Below are 23,383 nucleotides of genomic sequence, written 5' to 3'. Positions count from 1 at the left end.
GGAATGTAGTTGTCAGAACCATAACCCACCTAGGAGAGGTGCACGATGAGCAGGGAGCAACGTGAGCAGGCGCGCAGCCTGATCAGCAAGGCCGAACTCGGCCAGACGCCCGCCGAGCAGCGCGCCGGCTTCGACGAGATGTTCGCCAGTCGCCCGCTCGGTGAGGACGTGACGCTGAGTCCCCGGACGCTGGGCGGCCGTCCCGCGCTGGACGTCCACATCGACGGCGCCGAGGGCGAGGGCGTCATCCTTTACCTCCACGGCGGCGGCTACTCGATCGGATCCGCGCGCACGGGGGCCAACCTTGCGGCGCCGCTGGCGCGGAGTACCGGCGTACCGGCTGTGTCGCTGGAGTATCGGCTGGCGCCGGAGGACCCGTTCCCGGCCGCGGTCGACGATGCGCTCGCGGCGTACCGGGAGCTGCTCGAGAGTGGCCAGAAGGTCGTCGTAGCAGGGGATTCGGCCGGTGGCGGGCTCGCGCTCGCGTTGATGCTCGCGGCGCGCACGGCCGGGCTGCCTCAGCCGGCAGCGGCTGTCCTGTACTCGCCGTGGACTGATGTGTCGTTGAGCGGCGGGAGCATCGACTCGCGGGGCGACTTCGACCCGCTGTTCAGCCGGGCCCAGATGGCCGAGTCTGCGGACTGGTACGTCGGCGGTCAGGACCCGCGGGACGAGCTGGCCAGCCCGCTGTTCGCGGACCTGACCGGTCTGCCGCCGCTGTTGGTCCAGGTCGGATCGGCCGAGGTCCTGTTGGACGACTCGCTGCGCCTGGCGGTCCGGGCCGCCGAAGCCGAGGTCGACGTCAGCCTGGACGTGGTCGCCGGGGCGCCGCACGTGTTCCAGTACTTCACCGGTTTCCTGCCCGAGGCCGATGAGGCGCTCGAGCGGGCTGCGGCCTTCCTGCGACGCCGACTCGGGGACCAGCCGGTCGGGTAGCGCGGGTTTCTGGGGGTGGCTTCGCATAGATTGGGGGCATGAGTACTCCGTCCGAGAAGTATGCCGTTTTCCGCTCGGACCAGGAGCACCCCGCGGTGCGGGAGTTCCGCTCGCTGTACGACTTCCAGCTGGACGACTTCCAGTTGCGGGCGTGCGCGGCGCTGGAGGACGGGCACCAGGTGCTGGTCGCCGCGCCGACCGGGTCGGGCAAGACGCTGGTCGGCGAGTTCGCCGTGCACCTGGCCCTGCAGCGCGGGCAGAAGTGCTTCTACACCACCCCGATCAAGGCACTGAGCAACCAGAAGTACAGCGATCTCGTCCGCCGCTACGGCCACGACAACGTCGGCCTGCTGACCGGTGACAACTCGATCAACTCCGAGGCGCCGATCGTCGTGATGACGACCGAGGTGCTGCGCAACATGCTGTACGCCGCCTCGCAGACGTTGCTCGGCCTGTCGTACGTGGTGATGGACGAGGTGCACTACCTCGCAGACCGGGCCCGCGGTGCGGTCTGGGAGGAAGTGATCATCCACCTGCCGGAGTCGGTCTCGGTGGTATCGCTGTCGGCGACGGTGAGCAACGCGGAGGAGTTCGGCGACTGGCTGGAGACCGTCCGCGGCAACACCGTGGTGGTGCTGGAGGAGAAGCGGCCGGTACCGCTGTTCCAGCACGTGATGGTCGGCAAGCGGCTGCACGACCTGTTCGCGGGGGAGGCGCCGACCGCGCGCGCCGGTGGCGTAGCGCAGTACGGGCCGTCGTACACCGCGCCGAAGTCGAAGTCTGGGAACCCGGCCAAGGCCAGCAGCGGGGGGCCTGACCTGAAGGACATGGTCAACCCGCAGCTGGTCAAGATCGCCCGCGACGACAGCCGGATCTTCAAGGACGACTCACGCAGGCCGCGCCGCCGGCGGGATCTGCCCAAGAGCCGGCCGGCCCGGTCGCACTTCACGCCGTACCGGTCCGACGTGGTCGAGGAGCTGGATGCCGGCGCGCTGCTGCCGGCGATCTACTTCATCTTCTCCCGCAAGGGCTGCGAGGACGCGATGCTGCAGTGCCTGCGTTCCGGCCTGCGGCTGACCAAGCCGAGCGAGCAGACCGAGATCAGGCGGGTGCTCGCTGAGCGGATGGTGGACCTGCCGGACGAGGACCTCGGCGTGCTCGGGTACCACGACTTCAGTGAGGCGCTCAGTCGCGGCATCGCGGCGCACCACGCGGGCATGCTCGCGGCCTTCAAGGAGGTCGTCGAGGAGCTGTTCGCGCGCGGCCTGATCAAGGTCGTCTTCGCCACCGAGACGCTTGCCCTAGGCATCAACATGCCGGCCCGCACGGTGGTGCTGGAGAAGCTGAGCAAGTGGAACGGCGAGGCCCACGTCGACATCACGCCAGGGGAGTACACCCAGCTGACCGGCCGGGCCGGGCGCCGAGGCATCGACGTCGAGGGGCACGCGGTCGTGCTCTGGCAGCCGGGATTCGACCCACGTGCGGTTGCTGGTCTTGCGTCGACTCGTACTTATCCGTTGCGGTCGTCGTTCTCCCCGTCGTACAACATGGCCGTCAACCTGGTCCGCCAGGTCGGGCGCTCGCGGGCGCGCGACATGCTGGAGCTGTCGTTCGCGCAGTTCCAGTCCGACCAGGCTGTGGTGGGGTTGGCGCGCCAGGTGCAGCGCAACACGGAGGCGCTGGAGGGGTACAAGGAGTCCATCGACTGCCACCTCGGCGACTTCCTCGAGTACGCCGCGCTGCGCCGCCGGATCGGTGATCGCGAGTCGTCGGGCTCGAAGGCGCGCAAGCTGGATCGCCGGGTCGAGGCTCAAGCGTCGCTGGAGAAGCTGCGGATCGGCGACATCATCCGGATCCCGGCCGGCCGGAGCGCGGGCTGGGCTCTGGTACTCGACGCCGGCGTACGGTCCGAGCGCGAGGGGCCGCGGCCGACCGTACTGACGCTGGACCGGCAGGTGCGCAAGCTGTCGATGATCGACTTCCCGACCCCGGTCGAGGCGATCAGCACGCTGCGGGTGCCGAAGAAGTTCAACGCCCGCAACCCGCAGCAGCGCCGCGAGCTTGCCCACGTGCTCCGCGGTCGGACCGACATGCTCGGTGAGGACGGTCCGCCGTCGTCGCGCAGCCGGAGCGGTGACGTCGTCACGCACGCGGACGATCCCGAGTTGCAGCAGATGCGGGCCGAGCTGCGTGCGCACCCGTGCCACGGTTGCTCGGATCGCGAGGACCACGCCCGCTGGGCCGAGCGGTACTTCCGGCTCGACCGGGAGAACCGCGACACGCAACGCAAGATCGAGCAGCGGACGAACACGATCGCCCGTCAGTTCGACCGGGTCTGCCAGGTGCTCGACGCGTTGCACTACCTGGACGGCGACAAGACGACGGAGGCCGGCGATCGGCTCTCGCGGATCTACACCGAGCTCGACCTGGTCGCGGCGGAATGCCTGCGGGTGGGGGTGTTCGACGATCTCGACGTACCGGAGTTGGCGGCTTGTCTGGCGGCGCTGGTGTACGAGTCGCGGTCCAAGGATGAGCCGACGTCGCCGCGGTTGCCGCGTGGTGAGGTACGGACCGCGCTCGAGAAGATGGGCACCATCTGGCGGGACCTGTCGGCGCTCGAGCGGGACATGCGCGTCGACTTCTTGCGCCCGATGGATCTCGGCTTCTCCTGGGCCGCCTTCCGCTGGGCGTCGGGTGCTTCGCTGGCCGAGGTGCTGTACGAGTCCGACCTTGCGGCCGGTGACTTCGTCCGTTGGGTGAAGCAACTGATCGACCTCACCGAACAGGTCGCCGACGCGGCCGGCCCGACGCCACTGCGCAAGACCGCCCGCCAGGTCACGGACCAGATCCGCCGTGGCGTGATCTCCTACGCATCGGTCGTCGACGAACCCTAGAGCTTGTAGTTTTTGACGTTCAACCGCCTGTGTTTGAAGGAGTTCACGTCAGTGGAACTGTCACGCCGTAATCTCGGCAAGCTCGTCGTCGCGACCGGGGGAGCAGCGGCTCTCGGGACGGCGGTGATCAGGTCCGCCGACGCCGCCGCGACGTGGAAGGCGACCGGGACCGCAGTGCCGGCGCTGGCTGGTTTCGACAACCAGATGAAGACCTTCATGCAGGCGCGCGGCGTGACGGCGGGTCAGTTGGCGGTGACGTACAAGGGCCGGCTGGTACTTGCCCGCGGCTACAGCACCGAGTCCACGCTGGCCGTCCAGCCGACCTCGTTGTTCCGGGTCGCCTCGCTGACGAAGTCGTTCACGTCGGCGGCGATCCTCAAGCTGGTGCAGGACGGCAAGCTCAGCCTGACCACGCCGGTGACGTCGATCCTCACCTTCACCCCGCCGGCCGGGCAGACGGTCGACCCGCGGCTGAAGACGGTCACCATCAAGCGGCTCCTCCAGCACCTCGGCGGCTGGGACCGCGACGTGTCCGGCGACCCGACCGGCATGGACGCGACCATCGCCAAGGCGCTCGGCGTCCCGATGGAGTTGCAGCACGCCGACGTCATCAAGTTCATGGCCGGGCGGCCGCTCGACAACGCACCCGGTACGAAGGTTGCCTACTCCAACTACGGCTTCCTGCTCGCCGGCCGCGTGATCGAGAAGGTCAGCGGGCTGCCCTATGCGACGTACGTGCAGCAGAAGTTGCTGACCCCGTTGAAGATCACCCGGATGGCGCAGGGCTACACGATCGCCAAGCACGCGGGCGAGGTGCCGTACGACTCGCAGTACACGGCGAAGACGGTCCTGGACATGACGGGCAAGGTCGTCGCAGCGCCGTACGGGTCCTTCAGCATGCGCATCCACGACGCCAACGGCGGCTGGATCGCGAGCGCCCCGGATCTGGTCCGCTGGGCCAAGATGTTCGACGCGCCAGGCACCGTCCTGAACAGCACCTCGCTGGCCAGCGTCTGGGCCAAGCCCGAGACCGGCGTATCGCCCGACGGCTGGTACTACGGCCTCGGCTGGCAGGTCCGCCCGACGACCCAGGGCGGCACCGGCCGCAACACCTGGCACACCGGCAGCCTCCCCGGAACCTTCACCCTGCTCGTCCGCACGTACAACGGCATGAGCTGGGCCGCACTCTTCAACCGCCGCGACGACCCCAGCGGCAAGTCATACGGCGACATCGACGCAGCCATGTGGACCGCAGCCCAGGGCGTGAAGACCTGGCCTACCAACGACCTCTTCCCGCAGTACTTCCCCAGCTGAACCCGCCTCCTCGCAAGGCCGGGTGTGGTGGCGGGGTGCCGCGGTAAGGGTGCTGTGGTGCGCGGTCTCCGCCGCGGGAGTGTCCTAGTCGAGAGGGTGTGCGTCAAGAGCGCTTCGCGTCCCTTCGGGATCGAACAAGTTCGACTCTTGACCCACACCCTCTCGACCAGGGAAGGACGCAGCTACGCGGATCCCGCGGAGGGGTCTGAGCCGGAGGGGCACCTTGCCAAGGCGGCTCGTGTCCCGGGGCGCCGATCGCAAGGCGGGTCGTGTCCCGGAGCACCAATCGCGAGGCGGCTCGTGTGCCGGGGGTGCCGATGGCAAGGCGGCTCGTGTTGCGGGGTGCCGGTGGCAAGGTGGGTCGTGTTGCGGGGTGACGGTGGCAAGGTGGGTCGTGTCGCGGGGTGGCGATCGCAAGGCGGGTCTTGTTCCGGGGTGCCGATGGCAAGGCGGGTCGTGTTGCGGGGTGACGGCGGCAAGGGGGCTTGTGCGGCGGGGCCGCGGTCGCCGGGGTGGCTGAGATTGGTTGCTGAGGGCAACGTGCGACCGCCAGCCCATCAATGCCCCGGAGGGCAACGTCTGGCTCGGCGTGTCGGGGTGGTTTGCGGGGCGTTTGATGGGCTGGCGGTCGCCCGGCGCTCGGACCGGTCCGCCAGCGAACACCAAACCCGGTCAGCAAGCGATTACCCCGGCGTGTCGAGGGCTGGGTGTCGGGGTTGGTGTGTGGTGGCGGTCCGGGTGGTGCTCTCGGTCGCGGCGGGACAGGTGTGTTGGTGGGGATGGTGGTGTCGCGCGGCGACGGCTCGGCGCGCGATGGCCTGATCCGGGCTGGTCTGGGGTTGGGGGGCGGGTTGTTCACCGGCTGGCGACCTGTAGGGGTGTCAGTCGGTGAAGAAATGGTGTTCGCTGGCGGGTTTTGGTGCCACCGGCGTGATGCTTCACGCCACCGGTACGAAAACCTGCCAGTGGCCGGGCGAATCGGTGCCCTGGACCCGTCTCGGGCCGAATAACTCGTTAGTGGCCGACCCCGGTGGTGGCCCTGCCCGTCGGGGCCGGCTGTGCTTGTCGCGGGCCGCGACACGGGTCGGCCGGGCGTTGGTGGTGGACTGTCGATTGTTGCCGGTCTTGTCAGCGGCTCCGGGATAGCTGCGTCTTTCCCTGGTCGTGGTGGTGGGTGTCAAGGGTCGAACTTGTTCGATCCCGAAGGGACGCGAAGCGCCCTTGATACCCACCGGCTCGACTAGGACACTCAAGCAGCCCGGCGACGCGATCCAGAGTCCCGTACCGCACCAGCCCCGAATCCACAGCACCAACAGCAACCACTCAACCCGCTAGAACATCAGTGCTCTGAAGTGCGGATCGGTGGTGCTGTCTTCGCCTGCCATTGCGGTGAAGACAGCACGGACCGCGTCGATCACTTCGTCGCCGTAGGTCTTGCGCAGCTTGCGTTCGTACGCCTGGTGGAAGCGCCGGGCCGCCTTCAAAGCAGCCTCGCCGCGCGCTGACAGGTGGATCAGTCGCGCCCGTCCGTCCGTCGGATCGGGGTGCCGCTCCACGTACCCTCGCCGCTCCATGTCGTCGACAATCTGCGCCGCGCCCTGTTTGGTGATGTCCAGCCGGGTCGCCAGGGTGCTGATGGTTGCCGGCCCGGCGCCGAGGGTGCGGAAGACGAAGCCGTCGGAGCGGCCCTGGTCGTCGAAGCCCTGCGCCGCGGTGGCCGCGCGGAGTTCGCGGACGAACTCCTGTTCGGCGAGGAGCAGCAGGATGCCGAAATCGGGCTTGTCATTTGTCGCCATGTCTCTCATGATAGACAAGTCAAGTTGAACAAGTCAGCTTGTCTAAATAGCTAGGGGGAACGAGATGCCGATCACCCGCGCGGCCGATGCGCCGCGGTTCGACCTTCCGGGCGCGCAGTTCACCGTGATGGCCGCACCCAGCCGTGGCTCGAAAGGCCTTTGCACGTGGCGGTTGCGGCTCGATACAGGCCAGCGCAACGATGCGCCGCACACGCTGGACCGCGACGAGGTCTTCATGGTGCTGTCCGGCACGGTGCAGCTCACGCCGGACGGCGAGAAGCTCGAGGCAGGCGACGCGGCCGTAGTACTGGCCGGAGAGCCGATCCAGGTGCGCAACCTCGGGGAGACCGAGGCCGAGCTCTACGTCGCCATCACCGCAGGCTTGACCGGCACCATGGCCGACGGCACCACCGTTCAGCCGCCCTGGGCCCAGTAGCTGGAGGCGTTGTCCGTCAGGGGCAGGCATGACGGAGATGACGACGCGCCAACCGCTCTGGGACAGCCTGACGATCGCTCCTCCCGGCCGCCGTCCGGGACGGGTGGGGGTGATCGGCCTACCGGCGGCGGAGTTCACCGTCTCGGAGAGCATCAAGCACTCCCCGGGTGCGGGCGGCAAAGACTTCGACCGGGTCAACGCCTTGGGGCTGGCACTCCAGAACCACCAGGGCAGCGGCTTCGAACGGACGGTCAGGTCGGATACCGGCCAGCGCATGAACCCTGGCTGGCTGACGACCAGGAGCCTCGTCCACGACCCCGCCAGCGGGCGGATCGCGGCGGCAGCCCATTTGAGCCACGGGGGTCTCGGGCTGCCGCCGGCCCTGGATCTCGGCGCCATGGACGGCCGGAACCTGATCTCCTGGCGCGAGCACAACGGGATGGTCTATCCAGCGGGCAACCTGTACTGCGGGTCCGATCGCTCCGGCGCGCTCGTCCCGGCGCTGATGAACGCCGACGTCCTCTCGGTCGATCTGTGGCCGTCGAGCGGATCGATGGCCTTCTTCGAGTCCTGGGGCGGCTCGCTGGGGTCCGTCGCGCTGATCGACGGCAGTGGGTCGCACAGAATCCTGACCTTCATCGACGGTGTGAGCGGAGGCGAGGAGATCCGCTTCAGCCCCGACGGTGGCTGGCTGTTGCTCGACGGCGGGTCGAAGGCCTGGCTGGTCGAGGTCGCGACCGGGCGCTGGATGCAGGCGCCGGTCGAGAACGCTGCCTGGTGGCCGCTGCGTCCGGCCACGCTCATCACCGTCGTCAACGAGGCCGGCGGCGGTGTGCCGAGGCTCTACGATCTGTCCTCGGCCGAGTACGTCGGTGAGTTCCCGCAGCTCCACGTCGACGGGCAGGGCGACGTGGACCCGGCCTGCTGGGGCGTCGCCGTCTCTCCCGCCGGCGACGAACTGCTCGTCGGTACTCGGGCGGGCATCACCGCCGCGTACCAGGGCGAACACGGCTCGCGAACGCGTGCGGGCCGAGTGACGCTGGCCACCGGCCGGGGACAACTCGTCTGGCCGATCTTCCTGGACGATCAGGGTGAACTGGAGCGGGAGCACCACGAATTCCGCTGGCTCGGCCCGGTGCCGCAGCTACCGGTGACGGTCGGAGCGCGGCTCGCCGCGCAGCTTCAGGAGCCGATCGGCCAGGCACCCGAAGGCGATCCGGCCCGCTACGGTGACGAGGCGAAGCAGTCGACCGGGATGGCGCTCGAGCACTCGGTGCAACAACTTCAGACCGACCTGGTCGCATCGGACGGGGCCTACCTGATGCCGGAGATCGTCCGTGGCCTCGCGACGCTGCAGTCTTACGGCGGCGAGCACTGGGACGTCATGAGCGAGTGGGCGACCCGGGTGGCCGTCGCGTTGGAGCCGCTCCTCAGCAATGGCTCGCTCTCGGCACGCAACGAGGACGCCTGGCGTGCATTCTGCTCCGCCGTACGTGCTCTGAACGCAGGCAGTCCTGCCCTGATCGACTGGGCGGCGTTGCCATGGGTGAGGGACTAGCAGCGGCGGATGGGGGCGCTGTAGGTGGTGTTGCTTGGGTTGGCTACGTAGTAGTCGGTGACCCAGGTGCCGTCGCTCAGGCGGTTCCAGACTGCGGTGGTACCGACGGTGGTGCCGGCTCGTTGGCAGGTGACCCAGGCCAGGGAGCCGATCGGCAGGAGGCCCGGGTAGGTGGCGTATGAGGTACCAGGGCCGTGCCGCCTGGCCAGGTTGTCGGTTGTGGTCTGGTACGGGAGGCTGCAACCCGGGATGGGCGCGCTGTAGCCGGGGTTGCCGGGCGTACGGACGTAGTAGTCCGTGACGTAGGTGCCGTCGATCAGCTTGTCCCAGACGGCGCTGGTACCGATCTTCGGGCCGAAGGTCTGGCAGACGATGCGGATGCCGGCGTTGCGGGCGATCGTCGCCCGCCTCGGGTAGGCGGTGGACGGACCGCTGTAGGCGTAGATGTTCGTCCGGAGGGTGTACGTGTACCAAGTAGACGCGACCGGTGCGTCGAAGCGGTCGTTGTCGATGTTGAGGGTGACGCCGCCGTACGTCTCGTTGTGGTCGCCGTTGTACTGCTTAGCCCGCTGGCCCATGGACCAATAGCGATCCGAGATGAGTGGCCAACCCGTCAGTGCGGAGTTCTGGTTCCAACGGGCGATCCACACCGCGTCCGGGCGCGCGTAGGAGGTCGAGTTGTAGACCTCCGCCAGGTGACGCGCGCCGGAGTCCTGGTGGGCGTACACGGCGGAGATGTAGCCGCGGCGGTGCAGTTCCTTCGTCCAGGACGAGAGGTACCGCAGTACTGCCGCCCTGCAGGTCGCGTCGTTGACGTCGTAGTGCTCCATGTCGCCATAGAGCGCACTACCCGGCAGGATCCCGAGTGCTGCAGCCTTGGCCGCGGCATCCGCCGCCTGCGCCGTCCCCTGAGTCGCAGCAGACGACACGGTCAGCTTCACTGCGTTGGGCCGCGTAGTGCACGGCGCCTGATACCCCATGTACACAGGGATGAGCCGCCACCCCATCCGCGTAACAGTGCGTACCCAACTGCCCGTGAGCTCCGGCTGATTCGGGCATCCCCGGTTCACCCCGCCGAAGTAGATCCCCATCGCCCTGTACGGCGACGCCAGCCACGAGGACATCGTCGCGACCGTCGGCGCAGTACAGGTGTCGAACGCCAGCCCCTTGTATCTAGTAGCTGTCGCACTAGCCGGATACCCGACCGACGTAGCCGGCTCGGCCGCCGCCGGTGCCGCCAACCCCATGAACAGCAACGCCACAACCAATAGCAAACGCTTCATCCAACCCACCCCCTGGCCTTTGCAGTACACGCCTCAACGACGTGCCCTGCAAGGGGCTAGTCTGCGGAGAACAGCATTGGAGGAGCGGTATGGAACCCACGATTGTCGAGCGCGAAGACCAGCCGTACATCGCGCTCAGCGGCAAGGTCCCGATGAGCGGGATCGCCGACTTCGCCCGGCGGACACCTGAGCTGTTCGGGTGGCTCGCCGCCCGCACGATCGACCCGATCGGCGACGTGTTCTTCCGCTACACCTTGGTCGACATGGAGCATGACCTCGGACTGCAGATCGGTGTGCCGGTGGAGGAACGCCACCACGGCGAGGGCGAGATCGTCGGCGGTGTTCTGCCGGGCGGCCGCTACGTGAGCGTTACCCACATCGGCCATCCGGACGGGCTCGAAGGCGCGACCGGCGAACTGCTGGCCTGGGCCGAGAAGGAGGGCCTGGAGTGGGATGTCAACGGCAACCTGTGGGGCAGCCGGCTCGAGGTCTACAAGTCAGACCCGCAAGAGGTCCCGATGGACCAGTGGGAAACCGAACTGCTGTTCCGCCTCCGCGGCTAGGCGGCGACGGGCTGGAGCAGGTCGCGCAACTGGCGCGCGGCCTGGAAGCCGGCGCGGTTACCGCCGATGGTGCTGGCTGACGGGCCGTAGCCAATCAGGTGTACGCGCGGCTCGAGCACCGTGTGCGTACCGTCCATGCGGATGCCGCCCGACGGTTCGCGCAGGTGCAGCGGCGCGAGATGCGCCAGGTCGGCACGGAAGCCGGTCGCCCACAGGATCGCGTCGACGTGCTCCACCCGACCGTCCGCCCACTCCACACCGTCGGGCGTGATCCGGGAGAACATCGGCAGCCGTGTGTAAACGCCCTTCCGGTACGCCGCCTGCTCCTGCTCGCGCAACTGCAGACCCGTCACCGCGACCACGCTCTTCGGCGGCAGCCCGGCCCGGACGCGCTCCTCGACCTTGGCGATGATCTGCCGCCCGATCTCCGGCCCGAACTCCTCACCCGGCATCCGCCACTCCGGCGGCCTCCGAGTCACCCACGTCGTACTCGCGACCTCGGAGATCTCCGCGAGCAACTGCACCGCCGACGCACCCCCGCCGACCACCAGCACATGCTTCCCGGCGAACTCGCCGGCGCCGCTGTAGTCGGCCGTGTGCAGCTGCCGTCCCTTGAAGGTCTCGATCCCCGGATACCAGGGAATGAACGGCCGATTCCAAGTCCCGGTCGCGTTCACAATCGCCGACGCCTCGTAGTCGCCGTGGTCGGTGGTCAGCTCGAACAGCTCGCTGTCGTGCCGCACGCTCTCCACGATCACTGGCCGTACGACGGGGAGCTCGAAGCGAGTCTCGTAGTCGGCGAAGTACCGCGGGACGAACGCATTGGCCCGCTCCTCACCAGCACTCGCCGGTACCGAGACCCCCGGCAGGTTGGCGATGCCGTGCACGTCGTGCATGGTGAGCGAGTCCCAGCGGTGCTGCCACGCCCCACCTGGTGCCGGGTTGCGGTCGAGCACCACCACCCCGTCGTACCGGGGGAACCCCATCCTGACGAGGTGGTACGCCGCCGACAGCCCGGCCTGGCCGGCCCCGATCACCGCAACCTGGGTCCTCTTCACACCCGGTGCAACAGCCGGGCCGACCGCCTTACTCCCGCTCGCCTAGCCCCAGCTGTTGTCGATGCGCTTGTGGTAGCGCTGGCCCGCCTTGCCGCCGATCACCGCGGCCAGCAGGCTGGTCACCACGACAGCGGCCGCCAGAATCAGGCTGCCCGTGGTCAGGTCCTGGTCCGCGATCGGGACGGACGGCAGATCGACCCGGTCCAGTACGTCGTACTGCGACCCCGCCAGCGCGCCGATCCCGGCGACGACCAGCGTCACGATGAACCCGATCGCCCAGACGCCGAAGCCCTGGCGCGCGCCGTCGAAGCGGGCGAGCCGGCCGGCGACGTACCCGCCGTTGTAGTAGGCGATCGCCATCATCAGCACGAGCAGTACGGCCGAGACGATGCCGATGGTGCCGGCGTTGTCCTCTGCCATCGACCGGTCGATCGTGACCGCGTAGTCGACCGCGGCGGCGATGGCGCCGATGATCCCGGTCAGCAGGACCGTCAGGCCGATCGCGATCAGCCAGCCGAAGAAGGCGGCGCCGGACTTGAAGCCCCGGTACACCGGGTCGACCTCGGCCGCCGTGGACGTCTTGATATCTGCACGGTGCGTGGCCGTCGGCCGCTCCACCGCGGTGTCCTCGGTGAACTCCTTGTGCGGGAACCGCTGGGTGTCAGCCTCGTCCCGGTACTGCTGAACCATCTCGCCGTCTCCTCACCTCGACAGCCCCGTTCGCAATACCCGTACCCGCCTGTATTCGTCTCAACTCTTTAAGCGATCAAATCGTCGATCTTGTCGTGGTAGCGCTGCCCCGTCCGGCCGCCGAGCAGCGCGAAGAGCAGCGGCAGCATCAGCAGCGCGGCGGCCGTGATGAGCCCGCCGGTCAGCAGGGTGTCGTCGGTCAGGGGCACATTGGGACGGTCGATCCGGCCGGCGTAGTCCTCGCGGCTGTTCAGGAACGCGCCGGCGGACGAGGCGAGCACGATCAGCAGCAGCGAGATCATCCAGACCCCGAACCCCTGCCGCATCCCGTCGAACCGGGCCAGCCGGCCCGCGACGTAGCCGCCGATGTAGTAGGCCAAGGTGATCACCACGACCACCGCCGCCGCGGCGCTGATGGCGACGGTGCCGGCGTTGTCCTCGAGATCGGTTTTGGTATAGCCCAGAATGTAGTAGCCGGCTATGGCCGCACCGCCGACGACGGCGGAGAGCAGGACGAGCATCGAGATCATGATCAGCCAGCCGAAGAACGCGGCGCCGAACTTGAACCCTCGGTAGGACAGCCGTTCCGGCTCTGTCGGCTCGGCCGCCGGCCTGTCGGGGACCAGCGTGACGCTGCTCATCGCGCGATGAGCAGCGGCCCGGGCTTCCTCGTACCGCCGGGTCGTCGTATCGGCCTCAGGTTCATCCAGGATGCTCTGTTCCACTGCCGTTCCCCTCACATGTCAGCCCTGCGCCGGGGGCCTACCCGTGAACCAGGTGACTCATGCGGGCCTTGAGAGGAATTAACGATCCTCTGTGCGCGGGTAGCGGCGGGGAGTGAAAACCAGCGGACCGGCAGGGCGGGGGACTGTCTGCGTCTGCGAGGAGCCGATCAGCAGTAGGCACCGCATGTCGACGGTGGCCGGGTCCAGCTCGGCCAGCGTGGTGACGGTGACTGACTCGCTCGCGCCGCCCACATCACGCCCGACGATCACAGGGGTCGTCGGTGCGCGGTGTTCGAGCAGCAGGTCGCGGGTGGCGGCCACTTGCCAGGTACGGGACTTAGAGGCTGGGTTGTAGATCGCTATGGCGAGATCGGCGGCCGCTGCCGCGCTCAGGCGGGCAGCGATCACCTCCCACGGCTTGAGGCGGTCCGACAGCGATAGCACGCAGTAGTCGTGGCCGAGAGGCGCACCGACGCGACTAGCCACCGCCTGCGCCGCAGTCATCCCCGGCAACACGGTGACGGCGAGGTCGGCGTACTCCGGCTGAGAGGCGACCTCGGTGACCGCACTGGCCATGGCGAACACCCCTGGATCCCCAGAGGACACCACGACGACCCGCGAGCCCTTGCGGGCCAGGTCGAGGGCGAAGGCGGCCCGCTCGGACTCCACCTTGTTGTCCGACCCGTGCTTGCGTTGCCGGGCGCGGTCGGGCAGCCGGTCGATGTACGGGCCGTAGCCGATCAGGTCGTCGGCCTCGGCGATCGCATTGCGGACCTGTGGGGTCATCCACTCCGGCCCGGCCGGTCCGAGCCCTACGACCGTCACTGAGCCCTCTGCGCTCTCCCTAGGCAGTACGGCCTCCGGTGCCGGGGTGTTGATCGGGCTGGGGAGCAGGGCCAGGGAGAAGTACGGCACGGAGGCCGGATCGACGTCTGCCAGGGGAGAGGTGCGCTGGGCGTCGGTGGTCGCGCGTTCGACGTACCAGGCCTCGTCTGCCCGGCCGGAGAGCTCGAAAGCCTCACGTACGTTGGTGAAAGTCCTACCGAGCTTCATGACGGCTGCAGCGTCAGTAGTGCGCAGCCGCTCGGCCAGTACGTCGGGTGGCAAGGTGCCGGGGAGGATCGTGAGGATCTCGTCGCGCTCGCACAATGGCCTGCCGAGTACTGCCGCCGCTGCGCTCACGGAGGTCACCCCAGGCACTACCTCGCACGTGTAGCGGTCAGTGAGGCGCTTGTGCATGTGCATGTAGGAGCCGTAGAAGAGCGGATCGCCTTCGGCCAGTACGACGACGTTGCGCCCGGCATCGAGATGCGCCGCGAGCCGTGCTGCGCAGTCGGCGTAGAAGTCGTCCATGGCGCCCTGATAGCCGCCTGGGTGATCCGTGGTCTCGGTGGTCAGCGGGTACCTCAGCAACTCTTCGAGCTGGCCTTCACGCAGGTACGGCGCTGCCACTGAGCGCGCGATGCTCCGGCCGTGCCGCGCGCTGTGGTATGCGATGACGTCTGCCTCGCCGATCAGCCGGGCTGCCTTCACGGTGACGAGTTCGGGGTCGCCCGGGCCGAGCCCGACACCCCAGAGCCGTCCGGTCATTCGTCCTCGCTCGCGATCGCGTTGATGGCGGCGGCGGTGATCGCGCTGCCACCCCGGCGGCCGCGGACGACCAGGTATTCGAGGCCCATCTCGTTGGCAGCCAAGGCGTCCTTGGACTCGGCGGCACCGATGAAGCCGACCGGAATCCCCAGTACTGCGGCCGGACGGGGCGCACCGTCGCGGATCAGCTCCAGCAACCGGAACAACGCGGTCGGAGCGTTGCCGATAGCAACGACCGAGCCGGCCATCCGATCGGCCCACAGGTCGATCGCGGCGGCGCTCCGGGTCGTCTTGAACTGCTCGGCCAGCTCAGGCACTGACGGGTGGCTCAGGGTGCACACGACGTCGTTGGCCGCGGGCAACCGCTTGCGGGTGACTCCCGCCGCGACCATCGATGCGTCACACAGGATCGGAGCGCCGGCCTGCAACGCGGCGCGCGCGGCTTTGACCACACCGTCCGACCAGGCGAGATCCTGCACCAGATCCGTCATCCCGCAGGCGTGGATCATCCGTACGGCGACCTGCGCCACGTCGGCCGGCAACCCGTCGAGCGCAGCCTCCGCGCGGATCGTCGCGAACGACCGCCGATAGATCTCGGCCCCATCGGTCACGTACTCGTACTCACTCACTGTGCCCTCACCTCGTCGACTCCCATCGCGACCCCATCGACCGCGTAACCGCCACCCCCGAGGGCAACCACATCCACAAACTCCCCACCAGGCTTCCCGCACCGCCGCTCACACCCCGACCAGTGCACCCGCCCACCACCAGACCACCCCGGTACTACGCGCCGAGCATCCCCCCGCACATCGCCCAACGCCTTCCCACACCCCGGCCGCCCAGCACACGCAGTAACCCCATTCCAAGCCGAGTCCGCCTCCAACACCAAGCCAACCCGCCGCAGCCCGTCCATCGCGCACTGACCTCCCGGCACCACCACAGACCGCCACGGCGTAACCCGCACGGCCGAACCAGCCTCAGCCAAAGCCCGAGCCTGCTCGGCGCCGAGCACCCCCAGCGGCACAGTCACCACCACACCCCCACGAGGTCCTCCAAAGGCCCCCGCAACAGCCGGTGCGCTCCCGCCCTGCAGGCCAGTCGGACCGCTGGTGAGACCAAGCCGTTTCTGAACCCTCTGCGGCCCGTCCTCCATCTCACCCAACCGCCAAGCCTCAGACTCCTGCTCGGCGCGTTCCGACAGGAACGCCTCCGCGGCGGCCGCCATCACCTCGACCACGCGCTCGGCAGGCACCTGCACTCCGGTGGCGACCCCGGCGAGCACCAGCTCACCCTGCTGACCATCGAGCATCCGTACGGCGACATCTGCCTTGGCGGATGCCAGGTCTCCCCGTCCATCGTCCAGCGCGAACAGGAAGCGGCCGGGCAAGGCGGCCAGGCCGGGGGTAGCGCACAGTAGGCGGTCCAACTCGCCAACGAGCGGCAGTACGTCGTACCGGCTGTGCTGGTCGAGTCCGGAGAGTGGTGAGGCGAGGATGTTGCGCACCCGCTCATGCGTGATCGACGGCAGCAACCCCGCCGCATACAGCCGCTCAGACAGCTCCACCGGCGCACCAGGCTGCAGCGCCCGGAGCTGCACGTTCGCACGAGAGGTGAGCTCAAGGTGCCCGTCGCCCAGCTCCACAGAAGCGGTAGTCAGCACCTGCAGCTGGGACACGCTCAGCACGCCACCAGGCAGTCGCACCCGAGCCAGCCCGCCATCGGCCGCCTCGTGCACGGCGAGAACGCCCGGACAGCGGTCCGGCACAGTTCTTTCAGGAGGCACCACGGCGTGATGCTACTTTCCCGCCCGATTTCCCGCGCAGCAGCCCTCTAGAGCCGCTGCGCGGGCGTAGTACCGGCTAGAGGTGCGCGTGCGGGTACGTGGGGGAGCGGTGCTGGAAGGAGAGGACGCCGGGATTGCGGATCCGGCCGCCCTCGATCTCGATGGCGCGATCGATCGTCGTGTCGGCGTGCCAGGACTCCGGCCCGTCGAGAACCGTCCGCAGATACGGCAGCAGGGCCTCGCTGATCTCCCAGCTGGCCGAGTTCCACAGGTACGACGGGGTGTGGTCGACGCCGTAGTACGTGATGTTGTCGCCGACGGTGAAGGTCGGCTCGGCGAAGCCGGTCGGGCGGGCCCAGCTGAAGCCCATGCCCAGGTCGCAGGAGACGTCCACGATCAGGCTGCCCGGCGCGAACTGGGCCAGGTCCTCCTCGATCAGGAACGTCAGCGGCGCGTCCGGATCCTGCAGCACACAGTTCACGACGATGTCGTGCTGGGCCAGGAACCCGGCCAGCGGCACCCGCTCGTCGTCGATCAGCGCGTGACTGCGCCGTGGGTCACTGGTGTCGTCGGGGTCCTCGTGGTCGAACTGGATCATCCGGGCGGAGTGGATCGGCGAGCTGACCGCCGCCACGCCACGTCCGGTCAGTACGTCGACGTCGTGGATCCCGTGCGCCGCCAGCGCGGTCACGGCACCGCGGGCCGTCGCGCCGAAGCCGATCACCACCGCGTTGAGCCTGCGGCCGTAGTCACCGGTCGAGCCGATCATCTCCAGCGCGTGCAGCACCGAGCAGTAGCCGGCCAGCTCGTTGTTCTTGTGGAAGACGTGCAGGTTGAACCGGCCGTCGTCGGTCCAGTGGTTCATCGCCTCGAAGGCGATCAGGGTGAGCTCGCGGTCGATCGCGAGCTGGGTCACCTTGTCGTCCTGGACGCAGTGCGGCCAGCCCCACAGGATCTGGCCGGTACGGAACTCGGCCAGGTCTTCGTGTTGCGGCTTCGGCAGGAGTACGACGTCGGTCCTGGCGATCAGCTGTTCCCGGTCAAGGACGCCTGCTACGGACCGGGACAGCTCCACGTCGGAGATCCCGAACTTCTCGCCGTACCCGGACTCGAGGAAGATGCGCTGCCGCAGATCGTCGTCGATACGTTCGAAATGATGCGGATGGATCGGCAGCCGATGCTCGTTCTCTTTACGCGAACGGCCGATGACGCCGAGAGTTAACTGGTCCACGATGGGCCCCTTTGGTTACCGCCTGTTTAGCACAGATGCACCAGCCAGAGATCATCTGCTAGCAGATAATCCCGCGCTAGGATGAATGCATGGCCGATACCCCGTTGCGCACCGTGCCGGACCTGACCGGGATGCTGATTCATGCCGGGCACGTGCTGGAGACCCAGTTGACCGCGGCCCTGGCGGAGATCGGGATGACGCCGCGGATGCAGTGCGTGCTCGGGTACGCCTTGGAGGAGGAGCGGACCCAGATCCAGCTCGCCGAGCTCGCGTATCTCGACAAGACGACGATGGTCGGCACCGTGGATGCCTTGGAGAAGGCCGGTTTCGCCGAGCGGAAGCCGTCGGAGACCGACCGTCGGGCCCGGATCGTCGCGGTCACCCCCGCGGGCGCCAAGGCGGCCGAGGAGGGCCAGCGAGTCGTCGACAGAGTCCACGGTGAAGCGCTCGCCGCCCTCGCCGCCTCCCAGCGCAAGCCCTTCGCCGACGCTCTCGCCGAACTCGTCGGCGGCCAGCTCGCCACCCCGGTCGAGGCGCAACCGGTACGCCGTCCACGCCGGCGTACATGATCCACTAAAAGATCGTCTACTACGGAACTATCTGCTAACGTCTTTCTTGTCCTGCTCTGCTGACAAGGAGACGACCGATGACCTCCACCCTCACCGCCCACCCGGTCCAGCTCGGCCGGGCGAAGGCGCTCGCTGTGCTCTGTGTGATGCAGCTGATGATCATCCTCGACGGCACCGTCGTGACGGTGGCGTTGCCGACCATCCAGGGCGACCTCGGCTTCAGCCAGGCTGGTCTTGCCTGGGTGATGAACTCGTACCTGATCGCGTTCGCCGGCCTCCTCCCGCTGGCCGGCCGGATCGGCGACCTGATCGGCAGCAAGCAGGTCTTCCTCACGGGCCTGGCCGTCTTCACCGCGGCCTCCCTGCTCTGCGGCGTCGCCACCAGCTCCGAAGTACTGATCGCCGGCCGGTTCCTGCAAGGCGTCGGCGGTGCCCTGGCCTCCGCCGTGATCCTCGGCATGATCGTCGGCCTCTATCCCGCGCCGGCCGAGCAGGCCCGCGCGATGGGCGTCTACGGCTTCACCTCCGCCGGTGGGGCCTCGATCGGCCTGATCCTCGGCGGTGTCATCACCCAGACAGTCGGCTGGCACTGGTCCTTCCTGATCAACGTGCCGATCGGCATCGTCTCCCTGGTGCTCGCCTCCCGCCTACTAAAGAGCCAACGCGGCCTAGGCCTCAGCAAGGGCGCAGACGTACTAGGCGCAGTACTGGTCACCGCGGGTCTCTCACTGTCCGTCTACACGATCGTCCAGACCGCCGCGCCGACCGCAGACCTCCCACGGACGCTTGTCCTCGCCGCTGCAGCAGTAGCCCTCCTCACCGGCTTCGTACTACGCCAGGCCCGCGCCACCCAGCCACTGCTCTCTCTGCACATCTTCCGCAACCGCCAAGTGACTACGGCCAACCTGGTAGTCGTCCTACTCTTCGCAGCTGGCTTCGGCTTCCAGTTCATGACTGCTCTATACCTGCAGCGAGTACTGGGCTTCGACTCGCTCCACACCGGCCTGGCCTTCCTCCCGGCACCGATCCTGGGCGCAGTGATGTCCCTGTTCATCGGCCCCCGCCTGATCGCCCGCTTCGGCGGCCGTGCCCTCCTACTGGCCGGCCTCGTCGCCCTCCTCGCAGCACTCCTGCTGATGAGCCAAGCCCCGGTCAACGGCTCCTACCTCACCAACGTGATTGCCCCACTCCTCCTAGTGGGCGCCGGTACCGGCGTAGGCATCCCGGCAGCGATCATGCTCGCCATGTCCGGCGCAGAGCCCGGCGACGCGGGTCTGGCCTCCGGACTCAACAACACCGCCCAGCAGGCAGGCGCAGCAGTCGGTACTGCGGTACTGGCAACGCTGGCCGCCTCGCGCACCGCAGTACGGGTGTCTGAAGGGGCCAACCCAGTCAGCGCATTGCGCGATGGGTACAGCGTGGCGTTCGTTGCCGCGTCGGCCTTTGTCGTCGCGGCACTGCTCGTGGGTACGACACTGTTGCTGCGCTACCGTGGTCGCCCGTGAGTATGACGAGGAACCCCGACCGGCTGGTGCTGTTCACCGACGCGGTGGTCGCCATCGCCGTCACCCTGCTGATCCTCCCGCTGGTGGAGGTCGTCACGGAGATCGCGAAGGCACAGGGGGAAGCGAACGGGGGAGACGCCCCGGACCCGTTCGCGGTGATCAGTGAGAACCAGCCGGCCATTCTGTCGTTCCTGCTGAGCTTCGTGGTGATCAGCAGGTTCTGGCTGGTTCACCATGGCGTCTTCGAGCACGTCAAGGCCTACAACAGCATGCTGGTCCGGCTGAACATGCTCTGGCTGCTCTGCATCGTGGTACTGCCGTTCCCGACCGAGATCCTCGGCCAGTTCAAGAGCGACACCTTCTCGGCGGCCTTCTACTCCGGCACCCTGGTCGTGCTCGCGCTGACCCAGACGACTCTCACGCTGCTCGTCCACGGGCACAAGGAACTCGAGGTCGCCGAGAACCCCGTCACCGACCGCGAGATCGTCGGCTCTCTCGCCTTCCTCGCTTGCGCAGTGGTCGCGTTCCTTCTCGCGCTGGTGCCGGGGGTACGTCTCTACGGCTTGCTCGCGCTGATCCCGAGCGGCGCCATCGCCAAACTCGTGAGCAATCAGCGCGAGCGCCGCACTCCGTCAGTCGCCTAGGTCAGTTGCGCCGAGTCAGTCGCCTAGCCCGGCCCAGAAGTCGCAGTGGTGCTCGGTCTGCAGGTTGACCTTCTTGATGCCGCCCTGGTCGGTCGGTGCGAGTGAGAGGCCGGTGATGGCCTTCTTGCTCGCCGGTGCCCAGTGCGGACGCTCTGGGCCGTTCGGGTTGCCAGTACGAGCGAACGCCGTCCAGTAGTCGATCATCTGCTCCGACAGCCTCTTCTGCGTAGCGGTCAGTGGGAGCTCGTAGCCGCCAAGGTTGAACAGGTACGGCAGTTCCGTCGCGTGTGCTGCGCCCTGCCCTGGCTGGGAGATCGGCGAGTGCTTGTCCGCGAACTCATACGCGTACACAGGCACCTTCCGAGCCGCCCGCTGATCGGTGGCGACCTGCGTGCATGACCAGATCCGATCGGTCGTCACCACAGTCCAAGCAGCGGCGGCTGACCCGTACTTCGCCAGCGGGTACTCCTTCAACACCTTCCGAGCGTCCGCAGCGCCGACCATGTCGGTCACCAGTCGCGGGTAGTCCGCATCGGTGAGCACGCCCCCGTTGAACGCGGTCAACCAGGCCGATGCCTCGTCATGGTTGTTGCCGGACAACACGGGCACCCGGTGGAACAGCCCAGCCTTCATCGCCTTCGCAGGACTCAGCGGCAACACCGCAGTACCGCCATAGGCAACCTGCGTGAAGTTCAACGTGTCCTCGACCAGTACTGCGGGGTCCGCCGCGCGCAGGCAGTCCAAGACCGCTTGCCCCGGCTTGCAGCCGAGCTTGGCCGCGTTGTCGGCGGCCCACTCCTTGCCGTTCTGCTGCACGGTGCTCTGCGAGATCCACGGCGAGTCAGCCGCCTGTCCCGGGTACTGGCTGTTGTCGGCCCAGTTGAAGGCGCAGGAGCCGCTCTGCATGACCGCCTTGGAGAACAGGCCGGTAGAGGTGGGTGAGGTGAGCTGTGCGCACACACTCATGCCACCAGCCGACTCACCGGCCACAGTGACGTTGCGCGGGTCGCCACCGAAGGCCCGGGCGTTCCGCTGGACCCAGCGGAGGGCGGCTTGCTGGTCCTGGATGCCGTAGGTGCCAGAGGCGGCCAGGCCCGGGTAGCCGAAGAAGCCGAAGATGCCCAGCCGGTAGTTGACCGTGACAACGACTACGTTGCCGCGGGCAGCCATCTTCGAGGCCTCGTAGCTGCTTCCAGCGCCGGAGAAGAAGCCGCCACCTGGGATCCACACCACGACGGCACGCGGCTTGCTGGTCTGCTGGGCAGGCCTGGTGACGTTCAGGTAGAGGCAGTCCTCGTTGGTGGAGCCGCCGGGCGCTTCCGGGTTGTCCCCTTGCGGGCAGACGCTGGACAGCTTCGTCGCGTCCCGCACACCCGTCCACGGCGTCACGGCCTGCGGAGGCTTCCAGCGCAACGCGTGCACCGGCGGAGCGGCGTACGGGATGCCGTTGAAGATCTCGGTCGTTGCCGTCGTCTTCCCACGCACCTGGCCAGCATCAGTCCGTACTACTAGACCGGAGGCGGCTGCCGGCTGCGAGGCCGCGGCCTGATTGACAAGTAGTGAAGCTGGCAGCAGCGCGAGTGCTGCTGCCAGCTTCACCTTCCTGCTCATGGTTGTCTTCATGCCCTGCAGCCTCTGCCAGGTCCAGGTGAACCCGCTTCGGCCGCACGGCCAGTACGCCTACACCTTTGGTCTAGGGGTCAGCAGTAAAGGTTGCTGCCGGGGGAGACGCCCAGGATGCCGGTGATCCGGTTGTAGGCGTCCACGCGGCTCTGTACCTGACCAGGGTTGCCGCCGTTGCACTCGATCGAGCCGTTGATGCTGCGGATGGTCTCGCCGAAGCCGGCGCCGTTCACCATCGCGTTGTGCGGCGTCATCGTGCCCGGACCCGACTGGGTGTTCCAGTACCAGAGGCTGGCCTTCCAGGAGACCGTCGCGTTCTGCTCGACCTGCCAGGGGTTTCCGAGCAGGTCGATGCCCAGGTAGTCACCGGCTGCCTTGTAGTTGAAGTTGTGGCTCAACTGCAGCGGTCCGCGGCCGTAGTACGCCGACTGGCCGGCCGGGCAGCCGTACGGGAGCTCCGGGTGGCAGTAGCTCGGGTAGTTGGCCTCGTTGATCTCCTTGATGTAGACCAGCCCGCCGGTCTCGTGGTTCACGTTGGCCAGGAAGGCGGCTGCCTCACGCTTCTTGGTGGCGTCGTCACCGGTGGTGGTGAAGCCAGGGAAGGCAGAGGCGGCGGCGACCAGGCCGGAGTACGTGTAGAAGGAGTTCCGGCCCGGGAACATCGAGTTGAACTGCGACTCGCTCACCGGGAAACTACCGCTCGGCGGCGGATCCGTCGGCCCGCCGCTGCAGGTGTAGGGGTCCCAGAACCAGGTGCTGACGGTCGGGTCGTAGCCCGGATTGTCGTGTTCTGCGATGTAGTACTGGCCGTTGGTGTACTTCACGATGTTGCCGGTGACGTAGTTGGCGCCGGCTACCCAGTTCGGGTAGCTGCAGGCGGGCGGGGTGGTCCCGCCGTCGCAGCTGAACGGGTCCCAGAACCAGGTGCTGATGATCGGGTCATAGCCGGGGTTGTCGTGTTCGGCGATGTAGTACTGGCCGTCGGTGTACTTGACGACGTTCCCGGTCACGTAGTTGGCGCCGGCCACCCAGTTCGGGTAGTTGCAGGCCTGGGTCGCGGTGGGGGCCTGGACGCGGGCGTCCGCGGGGGCCATCACCAGCATTGACAGCACGACTCCGAAGGCCGCGAGGACCGGCAGAACGCGCACGAAACGAGGCATCTTCACGATGGCACTCCTCTGTCCT

The 23,383-nt window shown here is 67.8% G+C and carries 20 protein-coding genes; 9 read left to right on the top strand and 11 right to left on the bottom strand.

Features of this window, described 5'->3' with window-relative positions; translation table 11 throughout:
• The first annotated feature begins 45 nt into the window (after window positions 1-45).
• Genes OHA70_RS39490 through OHA70_RS39480 form a run of 3 tightly spaced genes read left to right on the top strand, consistent with a single transcriptional unit; the run spans window position 46 to window position 5,144 of the window.
• Window positions 46-936, top strand: coding sequence for an alpha/beta hydrolase (locus tag OHA70_RS39490; protein ID WP_328326977.1), 891 nt, complete (start codon window positions 46-48; stop codon window positions 934-936).
• A gap of 38 nt (window positions 937-974) precedes the next feature.
• Window positions 975-3,830, top strand: coding sequence for a DEAD/DEAH box helicase (locus tag OHA70_RS39485; protein ID WP_328326976.1), 2,856 nt, complete (start codon window positions 975-977; stop codon window positions 3,828-3,830).
• Between the two features lie 51 nt (window positions 3,831-3,881).
• Entirely contained in the window at window positions 3,882-5,144 is a 1,263-nt protein-coding gene (locus OHA70_RS39480) for a serine hydrolase domain-containing protein (protein ID WP_328326974.1), read from the top strand.
• Window positions 5,145-6,475: 1,331 nt separating this feature from the next.
• Here the strand turns inward: OHA70_RS39480 and OHA70_RS39475 are convergent.
• Window positions 6,476-6,940: a MarR family winged helix-turn-helix transcriptional regulator gene (locus OHA70_RS39475; RefSeq protein WP_328326972.1), complete on the bottom strand. Its 465-nt coding sequence runs from the start codon at window positions 6,938-6,940 to the stop codon at window positions 6,476-6,478.
• 64 nt (window positions 6,941-7,004) lie between these two features.
• On the opposite strand from OHA70_RS39475, the gene OHA70_RS39470 reads away from it, so the two are divergent.
• Together OHA70_RS39470 and OHA70_RS39465 are read left to right on the top strand one after the other, a co-directional pair.
• Window positions 7,005-7,376, top strand: coding sequence for a cupin domain-containing protein (locus OHA70_RS39470; RefSeq protein WP_328326970.1), 372 nt, complete (start codon window positions 7,005-7,007; stop codon window positions 7,374-7,376).
• Window positions 7,377-7,404: 28 nt separating this feature from the next.
• On the top strand, window positions 7,405-8,934 hold the full coding sequence (locus tag OHA70_RS39465) for a hypothetical protein (protein ID WP_328326968.1): 1,530 nt from the start codon (window positions 7,405-7,407) through the stop codon (window positions 8,932-8,934).
• Here OHA70_RS39465 and OHA70_RS39460 read toward each other — a convergent pair.
• Window positions 8,931-10,217 (bottom strand): glycoside hydrolase domain-containing protein, encoded by a 1,287-nt coding sequence (locus OHA70_RS39460; RefSeq protein WP_328326966.1) that lies wholly within the window; start codon window positions 10,215-10,217, stop codon window positions 8,931-8,933. The two genes, OHA70_RS39465 and OHA70_RS39460, sit on opposite strands and share 4 nt — an antisense overlap.
• Window positions 10,218-10,306: 89 nt before the next feature.
• Here OHA70_RS39460 and OHA70_RS39455 point away from each other — a divergent pair, with 89 nt between their 5' ends.
• Entirely contained in the window at window positions 10,307-10,780 is a 474-nt protein-coding gene (locus OHA70_RS39455) for a GyrI-like domain-containing protein (RefSeq protein WP_328326964.1), read from the top strand.
• On the opposite strand, the gene OHA70_RS39450 is transcribed toward OHA70_RS39455, so the two are convergent.
• The 7 genes from OHA70_RS39450 to OHA70_RS39420 form a co-directional block, all read right to left on the bottom strand.
• Window positions 10,777-11,838, bottom strand: a complete 1,062-nt coding sequence (locus tag OHA70_RS39450; protein ID WP_328326962.1) for an FAD-dependent oxidoreductase — start codon at window positions 11,836-11,838, stop codon at window positions 10,777-10,779. The genes OHA70_RS39455 and OHA70_RS39450 overlap by 4 nt on opposite strands.
• Window positions 11,839-11,880: 42 nt before the next feature.
• A complete protein-coding gene (locus OHA70_RS39445) occupies window positions 11,881-12,528 on the bottom strand; it encodes a hypothetical protein (protein ID WP_328326960.1) in 648 nt (215 codons plus the stop codon).
• A 68-nt stretch (window positions 12,529-12,596) separates the two neighbouring features.
• A complete protein-coding gene (locus OHA70_RS39440) occupies window positions 12,597-13,253 on the bottom strand; it encodes a hypothetical protein (protein WP_328326958.1) in 657 nt (218 codons plus the stop codon).
• A gap of 78 nt (window positions 13,254-13,331) precedes the next feature.
• Window positions 13,332-14,843 carry a precorrin-2 C(20)-methyltransferase gene (locus OHA70_RS39435; RefSeq protein WP_328326957.1) on the bottom strand — a complete coding sequence of 504 codons (1,512 nt, stop codon included), beginning with the start codon at window positions 14,841-14,843 and terminating at the stop codon, window positions 13,332-13,334.
• A complete protein-coding gene (locus tag OHA70_RS39430; RefSeq protein WP_328326955.1) occupies window positions 14,840-15,472 on the bottom strand; it encodes a precorrin-8X methylmutase in 633 nt (210 codons plus the stop codon). The genes OHA70_RS39435 and OHA70_RS39430 overlap by 4 nt, the downstream gene beginning before the upstream one ends.
• Entirely contained in the window at window positions 15,469-16,629 is a 1,161-nt protein-coding gene (locus tag OHA70_RS39425) for a precorrin-3B synthase (RefSeq protein WP_328326953.1), read from the bottom strand. The genes OHA70_RS39430 and OHA70_RS39425 overlap by 4 nt, the downstream gene beginning before the upstream one ends.
• Window positions 16,630-16,702: 73 nt before the next feature.
• On the bottom strand, window positions 16,703-17,857 hold the full coding sequence (locus OHA70_RS39420; protein WP_328326952.1) for a N(5)-(carboxyethyl)ornithine synthase: 1,155 nt from the start codon (window positions 17,855-17,857) through the stop codon (window positions 16,703-16,705).
• A gap of 89 nt (window positions 17,858-17,946) precedes the next feature.
• Between OHA70_RS39420 and OHA70_RS39415 the strand changes: the two genes are divergently transcribed.
• The 3 genes from OHA70_RS39415 to OHA70_RS39405 all read left to right on the top strand — a co-directional run bounded on the left by OHA70_RS39415 (window position 17,947) and on the right by OHA70_RS39405 (window position 20,575).
• Window positions 17,947-18,426, top strand: coding sequence for a MarR family winged helix-turn-helix transcriptional regulator (locus tag OHA70_RS39415; RefSeq protein ID WP_328326950.1), 480 nt, complete (start codon window positions 17,947-17,949; stop codon window positions 18,424-18,426).
• A 77-nt stretch (window positions 18,427-18,503) separates the two neighbouring features.
• The gene (locus OHA70_RS39410; protein WP_328326948.1) at window positions 18,504-19,931 is read left to right on the top strand and encodes an MFS transporter; all 1,428 of its coding nucleotides are present in this window, start codon (window positions 18,504-18,506) and stop codon (window positions 19,929-19,931) included.
• A gap of 2 nt (window positions 19,932-19,933) precedes the next feature.
• Window positions 19,934-20,575 (top strand): TMEM175 family protein, encoded by a 642-nt coding sequence (locus tag OHA70_RS39405; RefSeq protein WP_328335315.1) that lies wholly within the window; start codon window positions 19,934-19,936, stop codon window positions 20,573-20,575.
• A gap of 15 nt (window positions 20,576-20,590) precedes the next feature.
• Here OHA70_RS39405 and OHA70_RS39400 read toward each other — a convergent pair whose 3' ends face one another.
• Entirely contained in the window at window positions 20,591-22,198 is a 1,608-nt protein-coding gene (locus OHA70_RS39400) for a carboxylesterase/lipase family protein (RefSeq protein WP_328326946.1), read from the bottom strand.
• A gap of 77 nt (window positions 22,199-22,275) precedes the next feature.
• Window positions 22,276-23,358: a chitinase gene (locus OHA70_RS39395; protein WP_328335313.1), complete on the bottom strand. Its 1,083-nt coding sequence runs from the start codon at window positions 23,356-23,358 to the stop codon at window positions 22,276-22,278.
• Window positions 23,359-23,383: the final 25 nt, after the last annotated feature.

It is taken from the genome of Kribbella sp. NBC_00382, from assembly GCF_036067295.1.
Classification (GTDB): Bacteria; Actinomycetota; Actinomycetes; order Propionibacteriales; family Kribbellaceae; genus Kribbella.
Note: the sequence above shows the minus strand (reverse complement) of the source record. Positions and strands in the feature narration are given on the sequence as shown.